The sequence below is a fragment of the Rhizobium sp. SG741 genome (genome assembly GCF_012275435.1).
GTDB classification, from domain to species: Bacteria; Pseudomonadota; Alphaproteobacteria; order Rhizobiales; family Rhizobiaceae; genus Rhizobium; species Rhizobium lusitanum.
On the sequence record NZ_JAAZQP010000003.1, the window covers coordinates 603,179 to 621,162 of the forward strand.

17 protein-coding genes are annotated in these 17,984 nt (G+C 62.3%); 9 read left to right on the top strand and 8 right to left on the bottom strand.

Going from position 1 to position 17,984, the window contains the following annotated elements; translation table 11 throughout:
* The first annotated feature begins 115 nt into the window (after positions 1-115).
* Entirely contained in the window at positions 116-1,726 is a 1,611-nt protein-coding gene (locus tag FHT29_RS11325; protein ID WP_168599678.1) for an ABC-F family ATP-binding cassette domain-containing protein, read from the top strand.
* A gap of 101 nt (positions 1,727-1,827) precedes the next feature.
* Here the strand turns inward: FHT29_RS11325 and FHT29_RS11330 are convergent, their stop codons facing one another.
* On the bottom strand, positions 1,828-2,706 hold the full coding sequence (locus FHT29_RS11330; protein WP_092572979.1) for an aldo/keto reductase family oxidoreductase: 879 nt from the start codon (positions 2,704-2,706) through the stop codon (positions 1,828-1,830).
* 110 nt (positions 2,707-2,816) lie between these two features.
* On the opposite strand from FHT29_RS11330, the gene FHT29_RS11335 reads away from it, so the two are divergent.
* Positions 2,817-3,227: a hypothetical protein gene (locus tag FHT29_RS11335; RefSeq protein ID WP_210255422.1), complete on the top strand. Its 411-nt coding sequence runs from the start codon at positions 2,817-2,819 to the stop codon at positions 3,225-3,227.
* On the opposite strand, the gene FHT29_RS11340 is transcribed toward FHT29_RS11335, so the two are convergent.
* Together FHT29_RS11340 and FHT29_RS11345 are read right to left on the bottom strand one after the other, a co-directional pair.
* Positions 3,224-4,102 (bottom strand): DUF937 domain-containing protein, encoded by an 879-nt coding sequence (locus FHT29_RS11340; protein WP_037198953.1) that lies wholly within the window; start codon positions 4,100-4,102, stop codon positions 3,224-3,226. The genes FHT29_RS11335 and FHT29_RS11340 overlap by 4 nt on opposite strands.
* A gap of 137 nt (positions 4,103-4,239) precedes the next feature.
* Positions 4,240-5,613: a glutamate--cysteine ligase gene (locus tag FHT29_RS11345; protein ID WP_037198951.1), complete on the bottom strand. Its 1,374-nt coding sequence runs from the start codon at positions 5,611-5,613 to the stop codon at positions 4,240-4,242.
* Positions 5,614-5,858: 245 nt separating this feature from the next.
* Between FHT29_RS11345 and FHT29_RS11350 the strand changes: the two genes are divergently transcribed.
* The gene (locus tag FHT29_RS11350) at positions 5,859-6,470 is read left to right on the top strand and encodes a LysE family transporter (protein WP_168599679.1); all 612 of its coding nucleotides are present in this window, start codon (positions 5,859-5,861) and stop codon (positions 6,468-6,470) included.
* A gap of 115 nt (positions 6,471-6,585) precedes the next feature.
* Here FHT29_RS11350 and FHT29_RS11355 read toward each other — a convergent pair whose 3' ends face one another.
* The 3 genes from FHT29_RS11355 to FHT29_RS11365 form a co-directional block, all read right to left on the bottom strand.
* Complete coding sequence (locus tag FHT29_RS11355) at positions 6,586-7,323, bottom strand: 16S rRNA (uracil(1498)-N(3))-methyltransferase (protein ID WP_168599680.1); 738 nt, start codon at positions 7,321-7,323, stop codon at positions 6,586-6,588.
* Between the two features lie 18 nt (positions 7,324-7,341).
* Entirely contained in the window at positions 7,342-8,883 is a 1,542-nt protein-coding gene (locus FHT29_RS11360) for an inorganic phosphate transporter (protein ID WP_168599681.1), read from the bottom strand.
* A gap of 97 nt (positions 8,884-8,980) precedes the next feature.
* Positions 8,981-9,478, bottom strand: coding sequence for an NUDIX hydrolase (locus FHT29_RS11365; RefSeq protein WP_037198946.1), 498 nt, complete (start codon positions 9,476-9,478; stop codon positions 8,981-8,983).
* Positions 9,479-9,742: 264 nt separating this feature from the next.
* On the opposite strand from FHT29_RS11365, the gene FHT29_RS11370 reads away from it, so the two are divergent.
* The gene (locus FHT29_RS11370; RefSeq protein WP_168598882.1) at positions 9,743-10,642 is read left to right on the top strand and encodes a LysR substrate-binding domain-containing protein; all 900 of its coding nucleotides are present in this window, start codon (positions 9,743-9,745) and stop codon (positions 10,640-10,642) included.
* A gap of 109 nt (positions 10,643-10,751) precedes the next feature.
* Positions 10,752-11,915 (top strand): adenosylhomocysteinase, encoded by a 1,164-nt coding sequence (locus FHT29_RS11375; protein WP_168599682.1) that lies wholly within the window; start codon positions 10,752-10,754, stop codon positions 11,913-11,915.
* 12 nt (positions 11,916-11,927) lie between these two features.
* Here the strand turns inward: FHT29_RS11375 and FHT29_RS11380 are convergent, their stop codons facing one another.
* Positions 11,928-12,491 (bottom strand): O-acetyl-ADP-ribose deacetylase, encoded by a 564-nt coding sequence (locus FHT29_RS11380; RefSeq protein ID WP_051963984.1) that lies wholly within the window; start codon positions 12,489-12,491, stop codon positions 11,928-11,930.
* A gap of 31 nt (positions 12,492-12,522) precedes the next feature.
* The gene (locus FHT29_RS11385; RefSeq protein WP_037198940.1) at positions 12,523-13,422 is read right to left on the bottom strand and encodes a LysR family transcriptional regulator; all 900 of its coding nucleotides are present in this window, start codon (positions 13,420-13,422) and stop codon (positions 12,523-12,525) included.
* 119 nt (positions 13,423-13,541) lie between these two features.
* Between FHT29_RS11385 and FHT29_RS11390 the strand changes: the two genes are divergently transcribed.
* The 4 genes from FHT29_RS11390 to FHT29_RS11405 form a co-directional block, all read left to right on the top strand.
* Positions 13,542-14,981: an FAD-linked oxidase C-terminal domain-containing protein gene (locus tag FHT29_RS11390; protein WP_037199062.1), complete on the top strand. Its 1,440-nt coding sequence runs from the start codon at positions 13,542-13,544 to the stop codon at positions 14,979-14,981.
* Entirely contained in the window at positions 14,978-16,177 is a 1,200-nt protein-coding gene (locus tag FHT29_RS11395) for an FAD-binding protein (RefSeq protein WP_168599683.1), read from the top strand. Before FHT29_RS11390 ends, FHT29_RS11395 begins: the two co-directional genes overlap by 4 nt.
* A gap of 234 nt (positions 16,178-16,411) precedes the next feature.
* Positions 16,412-17,731 carry a glycolate oxidase subunit GlcF gene (gene glcF / locus FHT29_RS11400; RefSeq protein ID WP_037198937.1) on the top strand — a complete coding sequence of 440 codons (1,320 nt, stop codon included), beginning with the start codon at positions 16,412-16,414 and terminating at the stop codon, positions 17,729-17,731.
* 73 nt (positions 17,732-17,804) lie between these two features.
* Positions 17,805-17,984: transposase (locus tag FHT29_RS11405; RefSeq protein ID WP_047636825.1), on the top strand; the 180-nt coding region annotated here is incomplete at its 3' end.

Below are 17,984 nucleotides of genomic sequence, written 5' to 3' on the forward strand. Positions count from 1 at the left end.
AAACTATTTGTCGCCTAACTTATGGGCATCAGTCATTCAAACAGGATGTGTGCCGCAATGGATTCCAACCCGACCGCAATGCCGTTCAGCCTTGCCATCGGGGACATTCGTATCCATGCCTTCATCCATCGTTCTATCCAATCTTTCTTGGTCCACGCCTGACGGCCGGCCGCTTCTTTCCAATCTCGATCTGAGCTTCGGCACCGAACGCACGGGCCTTGTCGGCCGCAACGGCGTCGGCAAGACGACGCTGCTCAAGCTCGTTGCCGGCGAATTGCAGCCCCGGTCCGGCACGGTCTCCTTCAACGGCAGACTGGGCATCCTGCGTCAGAGCGTTCAAGTGCAGGCCGGTGAAACCGTCGCCGATCTCTTCGGGGCGAGCGAGGCACTGGCCGTCCTGAAGCGTGCGGAGGCTGGCGGGGCAACGGCCGAAGAGCTCGCCTCGGCGGACTGGACGCTGGAGGCCCGCATCGCCTCGGCGCTCCATCGCGTCGGGCTCGATGTCTCGCCCGAGACACTTCTCGTCACCCTGTCTGGCGGGCAGCGCACGCGATGTGGCCTTGCGACGCTGATCGTCGACGATCCCGACTTCCTCATTCTGGACGAACCGACCAATAATCTCGACCGCGACGGCCGTGCCTCGGTGATCGATCTGCTTTCGAACTGGAGAGCGGGCGCGATCGTGGTCAGCCATGACAGGGAGCTGCTCGATGCGATGGATGCGATCGTCGAGCTGACCTCGCTCGGGGCGACACGTTACGGCGGCAACTGGAGCCAATATCGTGAACGCAAGGCCCTGGAGCTGGCGGCGGTCGAGCATGAGTTCGCCGAGGCCGAGAAGCGCGTAGTGGAGGTCGCACGAAGCGCGCAGGCAACAGTCGAGCGGCAGGCCCGCCGGGACAAGGCCGGCCGGAAGATGGCGGCCAAAGGCGGCATACCGCGCATCATGCTCGGCGGATTGAAGGAGCGAAGCGAGACGACGGGCGGCGAGAACGCGCGCCTTGCCGAGCGCCGGCGCGCCCAGGCTTTGCAGGATGCCGCAGCCGCCCGCGAAAATATCGAGATCCTGCAACCGCTGACGGTCAAGCTGCCGACATCGGGATTGCCGGCAAGCCGGATCGTTCTGAAGATGGAGAAAGTCACCGCCGGCTATCAGCCGGAACGACCGATTATCGGCGATTTCGATTTCGTCATCACCGGCCCGGAACGCATTGCGGTCACCGGGCCGAACGGCTCGGGCAAGACGACTCTTCTGGCACTCATCTCCGGTGCGTTGGAGCCATGGAGCGGGACGGTGCGCGTCGTCTCCTCAGCCATCCTGGATCAGCGCGTCAGCCTGCTCGATCCATCGCTTTCGATCCGCGACAACTTCCGGGACATCAATCCGGATGCGGACGAAACGGCCTGCCGCGCCGCGCTCGCGCGCTTCATGTTCAGGGCGGATGCGGCGCTGCAGATCGTCTCCACCTTGAGCGGCGGACAGCTGTTGCGCGCAGGCCTTGCCTGCGTGCTCGGCGGAACGGTGCCGCCAGCACTGTTGATCCTCGACGAACCCACCAACCATCTCGATATCGATTCGATCGCAGCCGTCGAGGCGGGATTGCGCGCTTATGACGGCGCGCTGCTGGTGGTCAGCCACGACGAGATATTTCTGGAGAGCATCGGGATATCGCGTCGGCTGGAATTACCCTTGCGGACGACCGATTGGGCAGGGACCGTGGAATGAGGAAAAACTGCGTCATGCGGTTAAGCTCGTGACGTGTGGAACACCCCCGCCTCCGCCATGAGCGGGGCGGGGGGCTCCAAAACAATCGGATCCAGAGAGCGTCAGGCGGCGCCGACGCCCGCGATGCGATCCAGCTCCGCAATCTCGTTCTTCGGCAGCACGAGCCCGGCGGCGGCGAGATTCTGCTGCAAGTGCTCGAGAGACGAGGTGCCGGGAATGAGCAGGATATTCGGTGCGCGTTGAAGCAGCCAGGCGAGCGCCACCTGCATCGGCGTAGCCTTCAGGCGTGCGGCGACATCGGACAGGGTGGAGGATTGCAACGGGGAGAACCCGCCGAGCGGAAAGAACGGCACATAGGCGATACCGTCGCGGGCAAGCTCGTCGATCAGAGTGTCGTCGGCCCGATGAGCCAGATTATACTGGTTCTGCACGCAGACGATCTCGGTGATCCCACGTCCCTCGGCGATCTGCTTGGCGGTGACGTTGCTGAGCCCGATGTGACGCACGAGACCCTGCCTCTGAAGATCAGCCAGGATTGTCAGGGGTGCCTCGATCGACCCCTCGGCGGGGCCATGCACATCGAGCATGATGCGAAGGTTGACGACATCAAGCACATCCAGCCCCAGATTGCGGAGATTGTCGTGCACCGCCTGCGTCAGCTCCTCGCGGGAGAAGGCCGGCAGCCATGAGGCATCCGTGCCCCTCCGGGCGCCGATCTTGGTGACAATGACGAGATCGTCACGGTAGGGGTGGAGCGCTTCGCGGATCAGCCGGTTGGTGACGTGCGGGCCGTAGAAATCGCTTGTGTCGATATGGTCGACGCCAGCAGCGACCGCTGCGCGCAATACGGCGAGCGCCGTCTCATGATCCTTGGGTGGCCCGAACACGCCGGGGCCTGCAAGCTGCATGGCGCCGTAGCCGAGACGTTTGACGCTGTAGTCGCCGAGGGTAAAGCTGCCGGATTGATTGATGTTGGACATGATTATCTCCATTCAAGATGGAACAGAGATATGCGCAATCCCGCTGTTTGATAACCGGGTGCAATCAGTACGGGTTGTGCGGAATTTCGAACAATGGATGTCGAGTTTGCTTGAGATCGTTGTCTCTCCATGTCGCGCTGTTCGGTGCGACGGTGGATTATCATGAGCTGCTCCGCCCGCGTCTCGCCGGATCATATATCATCGGCGGTGGGCTCACTCAGGCGCGTGCGGAGGAGCTCTTAAGGGAAGGCAAAGCCGACGCGGTGGTTTTTGGCACGGTCTTTCTCGCCAACCCGGATTTGCCGGAGCGTTTTCGCCGCAATGCGCCTCTAAACGAACCGGATCGTTCGACCTTCTATGCGCCCGGAGCCAAGGGCTATATCGGCTATCCGACGCTTGCCGCGCAGGCCCATCGGTCGCCTCCAGCCGGCGCGCCGCGGGTGGCAGCGCGGTTAGAGCATTTCCAGGAAAAGTGCGAAGCGGTTTTCCGTCTGGAATGCGTAAAGAAACAAACGCTCTAGGACTTGCCTTCGGGCGTCTTGGCCGGGCTGCCGTTCTGCATATAACTATCGAAGATCGTTTCCATGTTCTTCTGGTAGTTCTTCTGCACTTCCAGGCCGCTGTCGAACATGGCGTTGAACATGTCGGTATAGGCGGCCATGTCGACGCCGGCTGCGGGCTTCGCCTTGGGTTCTTCCTTCGGCGGTTCGACCGGCGACATCGGAAAGTTGCGCATCATGTCCTGAAACGCCTTGGCAAAAGGATTGTCGAGGAAGGGATTGGCGGGTTCGGCCTTCCCGTGCTTGGCCGGATCGCCGCCGAACATCAGTTCCATCGCCTGGGTGAAGGGGTTGTTGAAGATGTTTGCCTGCGGAGACGGCCGCTGCTTCGGCGCGAAACCGATGGTCTGCAGCCAGCCTTGCATCATCTCGCCCATCGCCGTGTTGAGGAAGGGATTGGCCATTGGCGGTATCTGGCCGCTGGTCTCCTTGAACAGGCCGCCCATTAGCGTATCGGCCATGGCGGGCAGCATGCGCTTGTAGATCTCCTGGCCGACGCCGGTCATTTGTGCGGCCTGCGCCGCGATCGCACGGGAGACTTCCTTGGAGCCGAAGAGGCGCGCCAAGACGGCGTTGCCATCGGCAATGCCTTCCGGCGTGAAGGCCTTGCCCATGTCCTCGAAATATTTGGCATAGTTGCCTGAGGTGATGTCCTGCATCACGCCCATGAAATTATAGGGGTCCGCCGCGCTGCGCTTGAAGCCGGTCGAGAAGGCCGGCATCAGCGCCGCCATCGCCTTGGTCGCCTGTTCCTGCGCAAGGTTGAACTGCTTGGCCATGGCCTCAGTCGCGGCGCCGTTCTGTGCCTGCATCATCATGTCGAAGAGTGGCAGCATCGAAGTCCCTTTCCCCGCAGTAACGCCGCTTCGGAATCACGCGGCGCATGATTCCGATAGTATAGCGGGAAAAAAGAGAGCGCATACCGGTTTCTGCCGTCGTACCGTCCAGGCGATGAAGGCAGGCAGATCCGCTATCAGTATTGATATTCTTCGAAGATCGGCTCGACCGACTGGTTCCAGCGGCCGTTGTAGAGCATCAGCAGATCGTCGGCGAGCGTGCCCTTCTTGGCAAGCACCTCATCGAGCGGTGCTAGGAAGACGGTTTCGTCCTGCCCGTCGCCATTCAGCCGCGCGCGGTTCTTCAGGCCGATGCGGGAAATGCCGACGACTTCGCGGGCAATGTCCATCAGGCCATGCCCCTTGATCACAGCCTTCAGGCCTTGCGCCGGCACGACGTTGCGCAGCGCATTGACCTCGTCGAAGCTCCAGTCCTTGGTCAGCTCGTCGGCAGCCGTCAGCGCGGCATCGTCGTAAAGCAGGCCGACCCAGAAGGCCGGCAGGGCACAGATGCGCCGCCAGGGGCCGCCGTCGGCGCCGCGCATCTCCAGGAAGCGCTTGAGACGCACGTCGGGGAACAGCGTCGAAAGATGGTTCGTCCAGTCGCCCATCGTCGGCTCCCAGGCCGCGATCTCGCCCTTCAAGGCGCCGTTCATGAACTGGCGGAAGGTGACATGCGTACAGTCATGGTAGCGACCGTCGCGGACGACGAAATACATGGGAACGTCGAGCGCCCATTTCACATAGTCTTCGAAGCCGAAATCATCCCGGAATGTGAAGTCGAGCAGGCCGCCGCGGCTGTTGTCGGTATCGCGCCAGATGTCCCCGCGCCAGGAGGAAAGGCCGTTTGGCTTGCCCTCGGTGAAGGGCGAGGAGGCGAAGAGCGCCGTTGCCAGCGACTGCAGCTTCATCGACACGCGCATCTTGCGGCGCATGTCCTCTTCCGACGAAAAATCGAGATTCACCTGGATCGTGCAGGTGCGGTACATCATGTCGAGACCCTGGGTGCCGACCTTCGGCATGTAACGGCTCATGATCTCGTAGCGGGATTTCGGCATGCGCGGGGTTTCGGCCAGGGTCCATTTCGGGCTGCCGCCAATCCCGAGGAAGCGAATGCCCATCGGCTCGGCGATCTCGCGCACGGTCGCCAGATGGCTGTTGGATTCCTTGCAGGTCTCGTGGATGGTTTCGAGCGGCGCGCCTGACAATTCGAACTGGCCGCCTGGCTCGATCGAGATCGCGCCCATGCCTGTGGGCTCACTGAGGCCGATGATGTTGCCGCGATCCATGATCGGATCCCAGCCGCTCTTTTCCTGCAGCCCCTTCAGGAGTGCGGAAATGCTGGCTTCGCCGAAATAGGGCACGGGGCTGTTGTCGGCGCGGAAGAACACGAACTTCTCGTGCTCCGTACCGATGCGGAAGTCCTCCTTGGGCCTGCTGCCGGCGGCCAGATAGGCCGTCATTTCCGAGACCGATGAGAGCGGAGTCTGGTCGGTGGTGTCGCGCGCCATGGTATTACCTTAGATCTCGGAAAGAGAACCCGCGCCAGCCGCAGGCCAATTGGAAGGGTGATTGACGCGGATTGAGGTACGGTGCAAGTGAATTTCTTTCAAGGGTCGTTCAAAAAAATAGGATTTTGTGTCTTAGAGGTCGCATCGCGACTGTGCCACTCGCCGGCATATTTGCACAAGTGTTCAAGACCTCCAGCCATTCCCGCGGATAGTTTGCTTCGACTGACAATGAACGGAGCATATCCATGTTCGGTGAAAATGGCCTTTATCCCATCCTGACGCTGCTTCTGGCGTCCTTGGTCATCATGGGGAGCCCCGGTCCTTCGACGATCAGCGCGACGGCGATGGGTGCTGCCTATGGCTTCCGGCGATCGCTTGGATATGTGTCCGGCCTCATCGTCGGCACTGTTGCGGTATTGCTGGCCGTGGCAGCCGGCGTCGTTGCCGTATTGCTCTCCGTGCCGCATGGCGCGCTCGTGCTGACGGTGGTTTCGGCTGTTTACATCCTTTACCTCGCCTTCAGGATCGCCACGGCGCCGCCGCTGGCACGCAGTGACGATCAGGTCGCCGCCCCCGCATTTTCCGGTGGCTTCCTTTTGGCTGTCGCCAATCCGAAGGCCTATGTGGCGATCGCCGCAGTCTTCGCCGGTGTCAACGTCTTTCAGGATCGACGGCTGCTCGATACCACAGTGAAGATCGCGCTGCTGACGGGGATGATCGTCGCCATCCATATCGTATGGCTTCTCGTCGGCGCCTCTCTGTCGCGCTTCCTTCAGCATCCCACGGTTTCGCGGGCGGTCAACATCTCCCTGGCTGTCCTGCTGGTCGTTGCGACGGTGTTCGCCGTGGTGGGCTGACGGCGAGGCGAGCCTAGAGCGGTTACGCGTTTCACGGAATCGCCTGACCGCTCTATGCTATTGTTTTTACGCAATTCCGGACGGAAAACCGCTACGCACTTTTCCTGGAATTGCTCTAGTTCCAGTCGCCGATCGCGGCCTGGATCACGGCCATGGCCGCGACGGCGGCCGTGTCGGCGCGCAGGATGCGCGGTCCCAAGGGGATGGCCGTGACGAAATCGAGGCTGCGCAGCAGCGCGCGCTCTTCTTCCGAAAACCCGCCCTCGGGGCCAACCAGCAACGCCAGATGCTTCTCCTTGATCTTCGTCAGCAGCGGCAGCGGATTCTGGCCGGCATCGCCTTCGTCGCAATAGATGATGCGCCGCTCGCGCGGCCAGCGGGCGAGCAGATCGGCAAGCTTCACCGGTTCGGCGACATCGGGAATGCCGAGGATGCCGCATTGCTCCGCCGCCTCGATGACATTGGCCCTGACCTTGTCCAGATTGGTGATTTTGCCCTGCACATGCTGGGTCATGACCGGCTGCAGCAGGCCCGCGCCCATTTCCACGGCCTTCTGCACGAGATAATCGAGCCGCCCGACCTTCAGGGGCGCGAAGAGATAGTGCAGGTCGGAAGGGGCCGGCTGCGGCCGTGCTTCCTCGACGGGCGTGAGCTGTATGCGCTTGCGGGAGGGGAAGGAGATGCTGGCTCTCCATTCGCCGTCGCGGCCGTTGAAGATCAGCAGCTCCGCGCCGTCCTCCATGCGCAGCACGTTGGCGAGATAGTTGAACTGATCCTGATCGGCTTCGATGGCACTGCCCGCCTCGATGTCTGAAGTCACGAACAGCCGCTGCATGCGGAAATTGGCGCGCATGGATACCTCTCGAATCCCTTAGATGAAGAGCGCGACCATAACCCAATACACGACGGCGGCAAGCACAGCCGACATCGGAAGGGTGATCGCCCAGGCGGCGATAATGGTCATGAAGTGCGAGCGGCGCACCAGGCGCCGGCGATGGATTTCGTCAGGGTTGCGTTCGTCGGTATTATTGGCCTCGTGCCAGGGGATGCCGGCGGCTTCAGCCTTGCTGCGCATGTAGGCGAGCCTCCGCCTGGAGTGGCTGGTATACCATTCGCGGAAGAAGCCGACGCCGAAGACCGACCCGACAGCGATATGGGTCGAGCTCACCGGAAACCCGAACCAGGCCGCGACGATGACGGTGAGCGCCGCCGATGTGGCGACGCAATAGGCCCGCATTGGATTGAGCTTGGTGATCTGTTCGCCGATCAGGCGGATCAGGCGCGGGCCGTAGAGCAGCACGCCGACGGAAATGCCGCAGCCGCCGATGAGGACGACCCAGTATGGGGCGTTCCGCGTGGTGGTTTCCGCCACTACGCTGAGCGAGCCGCCGAGGCCGATATCGCGAACGATCGCCGCAAGCGGACCGATTGCATTGGCGACGTCATTGGCGCCATGCGCAAAGGACATCAGCGCTGCCGCACCGATCAGCGGCAGGCGAAAAAGCTTGCGCAACGAACTGTTCTTGTTTTCGAGCCCGGTCGATTGCGCCGCCACCAGCGGTCGCGCGCCGAGCCATGTTATGACGCCGACGCCAAAGCCAAAGCCGATTGCGATATTCAGCAGGCCTGAGATCGCCCCCTTGGGCACGAGCTGCACGATGAGATAAGCGGAGAAAGCGCCGGCCATCAGCCCGATCAATATTGGGATCCAGTATCTGGCAGCTGCGAGCTTGTCGTCGCGATAGATGATGGTGCTCTTGATGAAGAAGAGGATGCTGGCGGCGATGGCGCCGCCGAGAAAAGGCGTCACGACCCAGCCGGCGGAGATGGCCGCCAGCATTCGCCAATTGACCAGTTCCGGACCGACGGCCGCGGCGCCCGCGCCGACAACGGCGCCGACGATCGCATGCGTGGTCGAAACAGGGGCTTTCAGCCAGGTGGCGAAGTTGATCCAGAGTGCAGCCGCCAGAAGTGCCGCCATCATCAGCCATGCGAGCTTGCCGCTGCTGATGATGCGGTTGGTGTCGACGATATGCGTCGAGATGGTGTTGATGACCGGCCCGCCCGAGATCGCTGCGCCGAGAACTTCGAATATGGCCGCCATGATCAGCGCTTGCGTCATGGTGATCGCGCGTGCGCCCACCGCCGCACCGACATTGTTGGCCACGTCCTTGGCGCCGATATTCATGGCCATGTAGCCGGCGAGCGCCACGGCGGCGAAGATCAATGTCGCGCGCGGCTGGTCGAGTACGTAGATACCGGCAAAAACCATGGCGAGGCCAAGGAAGATCAGGCCGATGCCGGGCGCAACCAGACGCTTGGTGACATGATGGGTCGCATCCTCGACATAGGTGAATCTGTCGAGGTCCTTGTCGAGTGTCCGCTTTACTGGTGTTGCCGGTTGGTCGGGCATGCCATTCTCTGAATCGAAACCTCTCGTATTGCGCTGCCCGACGGGCGGCGCAATATGCACCCTGCATCCTGGCACAGTTTCTTGTGAGTATTGTGGCTTACTTCGTCTGTTCCACGGCGGATGTTTGCGTCATCCGCTGTGCGAAGACAAGGATGAGGTCGCGCAATTCCGGCTCGCGAACGCGCTTGACCGCTTCGTCGCTAGAGACCCATTCGATGGAGCGCTCGCCTTTTTCCTTGAAGTTCTTGACGAGTTCGCTGACTTCGAGTGCATAGACCTGCACACGGCACGGCACTTGAATGCCGTCCTTCAGCACCTTGTCGTAGCTGAACGCGCCGAGCGGCGCGGTTTCCACGGTGCCGCGCACGCCGGCCTCCTCGAAGGCTTCACGCGCCGCGACTTCATGGGAGAGCTTGCCCGGCATCGGCCAACCCTTGGGAATGACCCAGCGACCTGTATCGCGGCTGGTCAGCAGCAGCACTTCGAGATCGCGTGTCTTCTTCTTCACCCGATAACAGAGCGCGGCATACTGCTGTCGCGGCGGACGCCGAAACATCAGTTGCACATCATTCGCTATGCGGCTGAAAATGGCCAATTGTCGGTTCACCTTTTGGGGCTGGAGTGAAGGTTGTATTCTATAATAACATCGTGTGGAAAAGTTTTGCGGTCCATATGGCGGTATATGGTATTTCCCCACAAATTTATTGAGTGGTGAGTAGTTAAAAGTGGCAGGATTTGCCTTCTGATATTCGCCGGCGATTGTGCTGAAAGCGACATTCAACAGCATTTTTATGCCGCAGACGGCGCAGTTGCTTAAACGGGCCTGCTATCATACTGGAAAAAAAGATAAATCCTTGTCATGTCCCAACATGCTTCGTCCAGACGCCTGCCACCCTTGAACGCGCTGCGCGCTTTTGACGCCGTCGCGCGTCGTGGCAGCATCCTGAAGGCGGCCGATGAACTCGGCGTCGTGCGCGGCGCCGTCAGGCAGCAATTGAACGTGCTGGAAGCTCATTTCGGCGTGTCTTTGTTCGATCGGGAGAACGGCCGGCTCGTCCTGACGGCGAAGGGCAGGGCGTTCGCCGATTCCATCGGTGTCGCCTTCGGCATCCTGGCGCGGGCCTCGGCGGAGCTTGCGGCCGGGAACCGGCGCTCCATCCGGCTCGGCGTTCCCTCGGCCTTTGCTGTCTGGTGGCTGATGCCGCGCGGTGCCGATCTGCAGGCGGCACTTCAGGACATCGACATAGACATCGTGCCGATGGCGATGGTGGAGCCTCTGGCCAGACGTCCCGATCTCGAAGCGGTGGTCATGGGTGGCGAATACAGGCCGACGCGCGATATCACGGCCGTTCGCTTCATGGAGGATGAGTTCGGCCCGGTCGCGACTGCGGAGGTTGCGGCTCGCCTCGGCCTTGCCGCCGGCGTTCCGGCTTTGGCCGGCGCTGTCGCCTTGGGTAGCCGTTCCGCCCCAAGCCTTTGGAATGACTGGTTCGCGGAAAGCGGCCATGCGCTCGTCCGGTTTGCCGGCAATCGTGAGTTCGAGGATCTGCTGCTTGCGATCGGCGCCGCCCGCTCCGGCCTTGGGGTCGCCATCGCGCCGCGCACGGCTATCGGCGAGGACCTCGAGCGCGGTACTTTGGTAGCGCCCTACGGCTTCATTCGCCGGCCGGCCGGCTACAGCCTCAGCATCCGCAGCGGCGACGCAAAGGACCCGGCTTTGGCCCGGCTGGTGGATTGGTTGATCGCCGCAGGCGCTTAGCGAGCCAGTATGGCAGATTTTCTGCCATGCTGTGCATTCCAATGTCCATCGACAGGCCGCCGACCGGCATGCCAGATCACCGCATGAAACCAGCCGCCAGGAGCGCATCATGGATCAGTCTTCTTCTTTGTCCCGCATCGATTGGGTTGCCGGAAGCTGCAGGCTGCTGGCGGCGACGACCAAGGAGTTTCATGCGACGAAGCCCTTTGCCGGTCTCACCATCGGCACCGGCATTCATCTGGAGCCGAAGACGGTCGCCCTGTTGATGACGCTGCGCGCTGGCGGCGCTGACCTCGTCTGCACCGGCAATCTCAACAGCACCCAGCCGGAAACCGTCGATTATCTCCGCGCTCAGGGCATCACCGTCTTTGCCACGCAGACAAGCAATGCCGATGAGCATGGCGCGAGCCTCGATGCGATCCTTGCCGAGAAGCCGAACTTGCTGCTCGACAATGGCGGCGACCTATTCGTTCGCGCCGCCGAAAAGCCCTATGCCAATCTTCTCGGCGGCACCGAAGAGACGACGTCAGGCCGCACCCGGCTGCTGCCCCTGCGCGACAAGCTCAACATGCCGATCCTGGTTATCAACGACAGCCCGATCAAGCAATTCGCGGAAAACCGGCATGCCGTTGGCCAAAGCCTGTTCGAGAGCTATCTGCGCTTTACCAACCGCTCCACCAATGGCAAACGCGTCACCGTCTTCGGCTACGGCGCCTGCGGCAAGGGGACGGCGGCATGCTTCCGCAACGCTTTTTCCGCGGTCAGCGTCGTCGATATCGATCCGGTGACGACGCTGGAGGCGCATCTGGACGGCTTCTCGACACCGCTGCGCGAGGCGGCAATCCGCTCTGCCGATATCCTCATCACAGTCACAGGCTATCCGGATATCATCACCGCGGCCGATCTGCCGCTGATCAAGGACGGCGCAATCCTGATGAATGGCGGCCATTTCCCGCATGAGATCGATGTCGAGGCGTTCCGCAACAGCCCCGAAGTCGCCGGCGTCGATCGTTATGCCGCCGAGCATATCGAGACCGTGCGCATGCGTGACGGCCGCGCCCTCCACATCCTCGGCAGCGGCCATATGGCCAATCTGGCCGGCCCGCGCCCGCTCGGCAATAGCGTCGAATCCATGGATCTTGGCTTCACCTTGCAGGCCCGCTGCCTGGAGCGCGTTGCCAAGGGCGGTCTCGGCAAGGAGGCCTGCGTCATTCCCGTTCCCAAGGATATCGACGCCATGGTCGCTTCCGCCTATCTGGACCTGGCGCGCTAGCAGGCCATGCGGTCAGGCCCTGGCCAGAGCCTCCGGCAGCCATCGGTCATAGAGCCCGGCCATCTCGTCGCCGAAGCAGCAGAAGATGATTTCGTCAAAGGCGCCGTCTTGGCTTTCGGCAACGGCGGTGCGTGTCGCGATCCCGGCGGCCGGTGCAGCGGGAAAGCGATAGATGCCCGTGGAAATGGCAGGAAAGGCGATAGTCTTCAGGCCGTGCTGCCGAGCAAGGCCGAGGCTGTTGCGATAGCAGCTTGCGAGCAGGTCCTCCTCGCCGTCGCCGCCACCATTCCAGACGGGGCCAACTGTGTGGATGATATGCCTTGCCGGCAGGCGATATCCTTTGGTGATCTTCGCCTGTCCGGTCTTGCAGCCGTTCAACATTCTGCATTCCGCAACGAGTTCCGGTCCTGCTGCGCGATGGATCGCACCATCGACGCCGCCTCCGCCGAGCAGGCTGCTGTTTGCCGCATTGACGACAGCGTCGACCGAAAGCTTGGTGATGTCGCCAAGAATGACGGTGAACCGCGTTCTGGTTGTGGGGGATAGATCGGAGCGGATGCTTTCAAGGGCGGACATGCTGATCTCCTCGATCCTCGGAAAAGCTCTTCTACCGCTCCCAATAGGGCAAGGGGCCGTAAAGTTCCGTCAGGAAATCGATGAAGACCCGGACCTTCGCCGGCAGGAACTGCCGGCTCGGATAAACGGCCGAGAGGGTGACATTGTGCGACCCTTCATAGGCCGGCAGCACCTGCACGAGGCGGCCGTCCCGAAGCTCGGGGCCGACGTCCCAGGTGGAGCGCAGCGCGATGCCGAGACCGGCAATGACGGCTTCGCGGATCACCTCGCTGGAATTGGTGATCAGCTTTCCCTCCGGCCGGAAGGTCAGCCCTCCCTTCGGACCGTCGAGCCGCCACGGATCGTGATTATGCGCCGGCAGGCAGGTATGCCGGCGCAGATCCTCGATATCCTCGGGCATGCCGTGGGCAGCGATATAGGCGGGCGAAGCGCAGAGCACCCTGCGCACCGGCGCCAGCCGGCGGGCCACGAGGCTGGAATCGGTGAGTTCGGCAATGCGGATGGCAAGATCGTAGCCGCCGCCGACGATATCGACGAATTCGTCGCTCAACACCAGATTGATCGCCAGTTCGGGATGGGCCTGCATGAAGGATATCAGGTGTGGGGCGATGTGCAGCCGGCCAAAGGACGTCGGGGCCGATATCTTCAGTGTGCCCTGCATCTGCGCCGAACGGCCGGCAATATAGGCTTCCGCCTCTTCCAGCCCGGCGAGGATGGCAAGCACCCGGTCGTAGAAGCCCTGGCCGGCTTCCGTCAGCGAAATCTGTCGTGTCGTGCGCTGCAGCAGCCGCGTGCCAAGCCTGTCTTCCAGGCGCTTGATGCGCTTGGAGATGACAGCCGGCGAAAAGCCGAGCGCGCGGCCGGCGAGCGACATGCTGCCCGTTGCGACGACGCTGGCGAAGATTTCGAGATCCCCTAGGTTTGTGGTCATTCGCAACTATTTCCTGTTTTGGAATAAATGCTTATCATTTGCGCCGATTTTGGGAAGGCGGTAAGCGTGTTATGCGTTAAAAGAGGCTGCGTCGAAGTCGGATGCAGGAGGAGGACGACATGGCCGAGGCCATTTCATTTCTGGAGCCGCGCGCGGACGTTCTTGCCCGCCGCAGCGCCATCGTTGCCGACCTTGCCGATCTTCTGGCGCCCGAATGTCTGATCCATGAGGCGCGCGAGCTCGTCCCGTTCGAAACCGATGCCTTCGTCTCCTACCGTCGCGTGCCGCTCGCCGTTGCGCTGCCGCGCTCGACGGCTGAAGTGGCGGCCGTGATGAAATACTGCCATCGCTACGGCATTCCCGTCGTGCCGCGCGGCGCGGGCACCTCGCTTTCCGGCGGCGCCATTCCGCAGGAAGACGCCGTTGTGCTCGGCCTTTCCAAGATGAACCGCATCCTCGACATCGATTTTGCCAATCGCACGGCGACGGTGCAGGCCGGCGTCACCAACTTGAGCGTCTCTGAAAGCGTCTCGGCCGATGGTTTCTTCTATGCGCCGGACCCGAGCTCTCAGCTCGCCTGCACCATTGGCGGCAATGTCGGCATGAATTCCGGCGGCGCGCACTGTCTGAAATACGGCGTCACGACAAACAATCTGCTCGGCGTCAAGCTGGTGCTGAGCGACGGCACGATCATCGATCTCGGCGGCAAGGCGCTGGATGCGGCAGGCTACGATCTGCTCGGCCTCGTCTGCGGCTCGGAAGGCCAGCTCGGCATCGTTACCGAGGCGACGGTACGGCTGATTGCCAAGCCCGAGGGCGCCCGGCCGGTGCTGTTCGGCTTCGACACATCGGAGGAGGCGGGTGCTTGCGTCGCCGATGTCATCGCGGCCGGCATCGTTCCCGTCGCCATCGAATTCATGGACAAGCAGGCGATCGAGATCTGCGAGGCCTTTGCCCATGCGGGATATCCGCTCGACGTCGGCGCTCTGCTGATCGTCGAAGTCGAGGGCTCGGAAGCCGAAATGGACGACATGTTGAAAAGCATCGTCGACATCGCCCGCAGTCATAACGTCAAGACCGTGCGCGAATGCCAGTCGGCGACGGAGGCGGCGCTGATCTGGAAGGGCCGCAAATCCGCCTTCGGCGCCACCGGCCGCATTGCCGACTACATCTGCATGGATGGCACCGTGCCGCTCAGCCAGCTCTCCTATGTTCTGCAAAAAACCACTGAGATCGTCGATCGCTACAGTCTGCGGGTCGCCAACGTCTTCCATGCCGGCGATGGCAATATGCACCCGCTGATCCTGTTCGACGCCAACGATCCCGAGGAGGCGGCCAAGGCGGAGGCGGCCGGCAACGATATTCTGCGGCTCTGCGTCGACGCCGGCGGCTGCCTCACCGGCGAACACGGCGTCGGTATCGAGAAACGCGACCTGATGCGGCATCAATATGCGCAGGTCGATCTCTACCAGATGATGGCGGTGCGTGCGGCTTTCGACCCGGGCTGGATCCTCAATCCCTCCAAGGTCTTCCCGCTGGATGGACGCAACGCGGCATGAGCGAATTCCATCCGAAGACGGAGGGGGAGGCGGCCTCCATCATCAGCGACCATGCGGCGCGCGGCGCGGCCTTGGCCGTTGTCGGCGGCAATACGCGCTCCGGCTTCGGCAATACGGTTGCCGCCGAAGCCACACTGTCTTCGCGCAGCCTCACCGGAATCGTCGCCTATAATCCCGGAGAGATGGTGATGACCGCGCGTGCGGGCACGCCGGTTGCCGAGATCGAAGCGGCACTGACCGAAGGCGGCCAGATGATGACCTTCGAGCCGATGGATCACCGGCCGCTGATGGCGACCGAGGGCGAGCCGACGATCGGCGGCGTTTTTGCAGCCAACATTTCCGGCCCGCGCCGCTTCGTCAGCGGAGCCGCGCGCGACAGCCTGCTTGGCGTCCGCTTCGTCAATGGCAGGGGCGAGATCGTCAAGGCCGGTGGGCGGGTGATGAAGAATGTCACCGGCCTCGATCTGGTCAAGCTGATGGCGGGCTCGCATGGCACCCTCGGCCTCCTGACCGAGGTCACTTTCCGCGTGCCGCCGCGAGCGAAGACGGAGGAGACGATCGGCGTTTCCGGCCTCAACGACGCCGAGGCGGCCAATGCGATGGCCGCCGCCATGGCGCTGCCGCTCGATATATCGGGGGCAGCCCATCTGCCGCTTACGGTCGGCTGGTGCTTCCTGGACGGCAAGCTGCCGGAAGGCGAGGCGACGGTGTTGCGCATCGAGGGTCTGCCTGGCTCCGTTTCGGTAAGAGCGGAGAAACTGATTGCCGCCATGAGCCGCCTTGGTCGCGTGACGCGTCTCGCGGAAGAAGAAAGCCACAGGCTTTGGCGGCAAATCCGCGATGTGAAGCCCTATGTCGATGGCACGATGCGCCCCGTCTGGCGCGTGTCGGTCGCGCCCGGCATCGGCCACCAGCTCGTTGCCGCGCTTCGCCTGGAAGCCGGCGTCGATGCCTATTATGATTGGCAGGGCGGTCTTGTCTGGATGCGGATGGAGGCGGAGCCGGAAGGTGACGTGCTGCGCCGCTATATTCATGCGCTGGGTGGCGGCCATGCGACCTTGCTGCGCGCCACGCCGGCCCACCGCGCGACGACACCGGCCTTCCAGCCGGAGCCAGAGGCCGTGGCGCTGCTTTCGGCGCGCGTGAAAGAAAAATTCGATCCGGCGGGGATTTTTAATCCCGGGAAGATGGGGTGATGCGGATGGCGTCTTTGGCTTGGCACCCCCTCACCCTAGCCCTCTCCCCGTGGGGGAGAGGGGTTCACCCGATTCTGCGCCGCTTCTCGATGACCTCGCTGGCAAGAAGACGGCGAGAGTGCCTGTCTCCCCTTCTCCCCTCGGGGAGAAGGTGCCCGATAGGGCGGACGAGGGGGCTCTGCGCGGATAAGCGAGCGGTTTTCTCTTCATCGGTGAGAAAGTAGGGAAAGCCTGATGCAAACCAATTTCACCCCTGCCCAGCTTGCCGATCCGCATGTGGCCGAATCCGAGGCCATTCTGCGCAAATGCGTGCATTGCGGCTTCTGCACAGCCACCTGTCCCACCTATGTGACGCTCGGCAACGAACTCGACAGTCCGCGTGGCCGCATCTATCTCATCAAGGATATGCTGGAAAACGGCAGGCCCGCCGATGCCGAGGTAACAACGCATATTGACCGCTGTCTTTCCTGCCTCGCCTGCGCGACCACCTGTCCCTCGGGTGTCGACTACATGCACCTGATCGACCACGCCCGCGTCCATATCGAGAATACCTACAAGCGCCCGCTGATGGATCGGCTAACCCGCAATGTGCTTGCGGCCGTCTTGCCGTATCCCGGCCGCTTCCGGATGGCGTTGCATCTCGCCAGCCTTGCCCGGCCGCTTAAAGGTGCATTGAAACGTATCCCGACCCTGAAACCCTTTGCCGCCATGCTCGATCTTGCGCCCCGCACGGTTCCTGCACCCTCCGCGTTTGCCAAGCCCGGTCGGCACGAACCGCAGGCGGAGCGACGAGGGCGGGTGGCGATCCTGACGGGTTGCGCCCAGCCGGTGCTCGATCCGGGGATCAACGAGGCGACGATCCGCCTGCTGACGCGCCTCGGCGTCGAGGTGATCGTGCCGCAGGGGGAAGTCTGTTGCGGCTCGCTGGTGCACCACATGGGGCGGGAAGAGCAGGCGCTCGCCGCCGCCCGTGCCAATGTCGGCGTGTGGATGCGCGAGATCGAGGCCGGAGGGCTCGATGCGATCATCATTACTGCATCCGGCTGCGGCACGACGATCAAGGACTATGGGCACATGCTGCGCCTCGATCCCGCCTATGCCGAAAAGGCGGCCAGGGTTTCGGCGCTTGCCAAGGACATCACCGAATATCTCGCGAGCCTCGATCTGCCCTCGCACATGCCACGCGGCATCGCGGTTGCCTATCATTCCGCCTGCTCCATGCAGCATGGGCAGAAGATCACCATGGCGCCGAAACTCCTGCTGAAAGCGGCGGGCTTCACGGTGCGCGACCCGGCGGAAGGGCACCTCTGCTGTGGTTCGGCCGGCACGTACAACATCATGCAATCGGAGATTTCAGCCGAGCTGAAGGCCCGCAAGGTCAGGAATCTCGAAGCGACGAGGGCCGATGTCATCGCGACAGGCAATATCGGCTGCATCACGCAGATCGCGACGGCGACGGGCATTCCCATTCTGCATACGGTCGAATTGCTGGATTGGGCCTATGGCGGCGACATGCCGGCAAAGTTGAAGGGACTGGAGCCTGCGGCAGCCTAGGTCACATACCCATAAAATAGTTTTTGTTTTTAATGGATTGTGATTCACTGCTTCCGTTGATTTGGAGGCAGTGATGGCTCGCTTTGATTTGACGGATTTCGAATGGTCGGTGATTGAACCGCTTCTTCCAACGAAGGTACGCGGCAAGGCGAGGGTTGATGATCGGCGGGTGCTGAATGGTATCTTCTGGCGACTGAGAACGGGTGCGCCCTGGGCGGATATCCCGGCTCGATATGGTCCCTATACCACCTGC

Excerpts from the sequence above, each read along its gene's own strand:
- FHT29_RS11375 (WP_168599682.1), top strand. The coding sequence starts at position 10,752 with ATGGATCAGTCTTCTTCTTTGTCCCGCATCGATTGGGTTGCCGGAAGC.
- FHT29_RS11350 (WP_168599679.1), top strand. The coding sequence starts at position 5,859 with ATGTTCGGTGAAAATGGCCTTTATCCCATCCTGACGCTGCTTCTGGCG.
- FHT29_RS11380 (WP_051963984.1), bottom strand. The coding sequence starts at position 12,491 with ATGTCCGCCCTTGAAAGCATCCGCTCCGATCTATCCCCCACAACCAGA.
- FHT29_RS11395 (WP_168599683.1), top strand. The coding sequence starts at position 14,978 with ATGAGCGAATTCCATCCGAAGACGGAGGGGGAGGCGGCCTCCATCATC.
- FHT29_RS11360 (WP_168599681.1), bottom strand. The coding sequence starts at position 8,883 with ATGCCCGACCAACCGGCAACACCAGTAAAGCGGACACTCGACAAGGAC.
- FHT29_RS11325 (WP_168599678.1), top strand. The coding sequence starts at position 116 with ATGCCTTCATCCATCGTTCTATCCAATCTTTCTTGGTCCACGCCTGAC.
- FHT29_RS11345 (WP_037198951.1), bottom strand. The coding sequence starts at position 5,613 with ATGGCGCGCGACACCACCGACCAGACTCCGCTCTCATCGGTCTCGGAA.
- glcF (WP_037198937.1), top strand. The coding sequence starts at position 16,412 with ATGCAAACCAATTTCACCCCTGCCCAGCTTGCCGATCCGCATGTGGCC.
- FHT29_RS11385 (WP_037198940.1), bottom strand. The coding sequence starts at position 13,422 with ATGACCACAAACCTAGGGGATCTCGAAATCTTCGCCAGCGTCGTCGCA.
- FHT29_RS11340 (WP_037198953.1), bottom strand. The coding sequence starts at position 4,102 with ATGCTGCCACTCTTCGACATGATGATGCAGGCACAGAACGGCGCCGCG.
- FHT29_RS11330 (WP_092572979.1), bottom strand. The coding sequence starts at position 2,706 with ATGTCCAACATCAATCAATCCGGCAGCTTTACCCTCGGCGACTACAGC.
- FHT29_RS11370 (WP_168598882.1), top strand. The coding sequence starts at position 9,743 with ATGTCCCAACATGCTTCGTCCAGACGCCTGCCACCCTTGAACGCGCTG.
- FHT29_RS11390 (WP_037199062.1), top strand. The coding sequence starts at position 13,542 with ATGGCCGAGGCCATTTCATTTCTGGAGCCGCGCGCGGACGTTCTTGCC.
- FHT29_RS11355 (WP_168599680.1), bottom strand. The coding sequence starts at position 7,323 with ATGCGCGCCAATTTCCGCATGCAGCGGCTGTTCGTGACTTCAGACATC.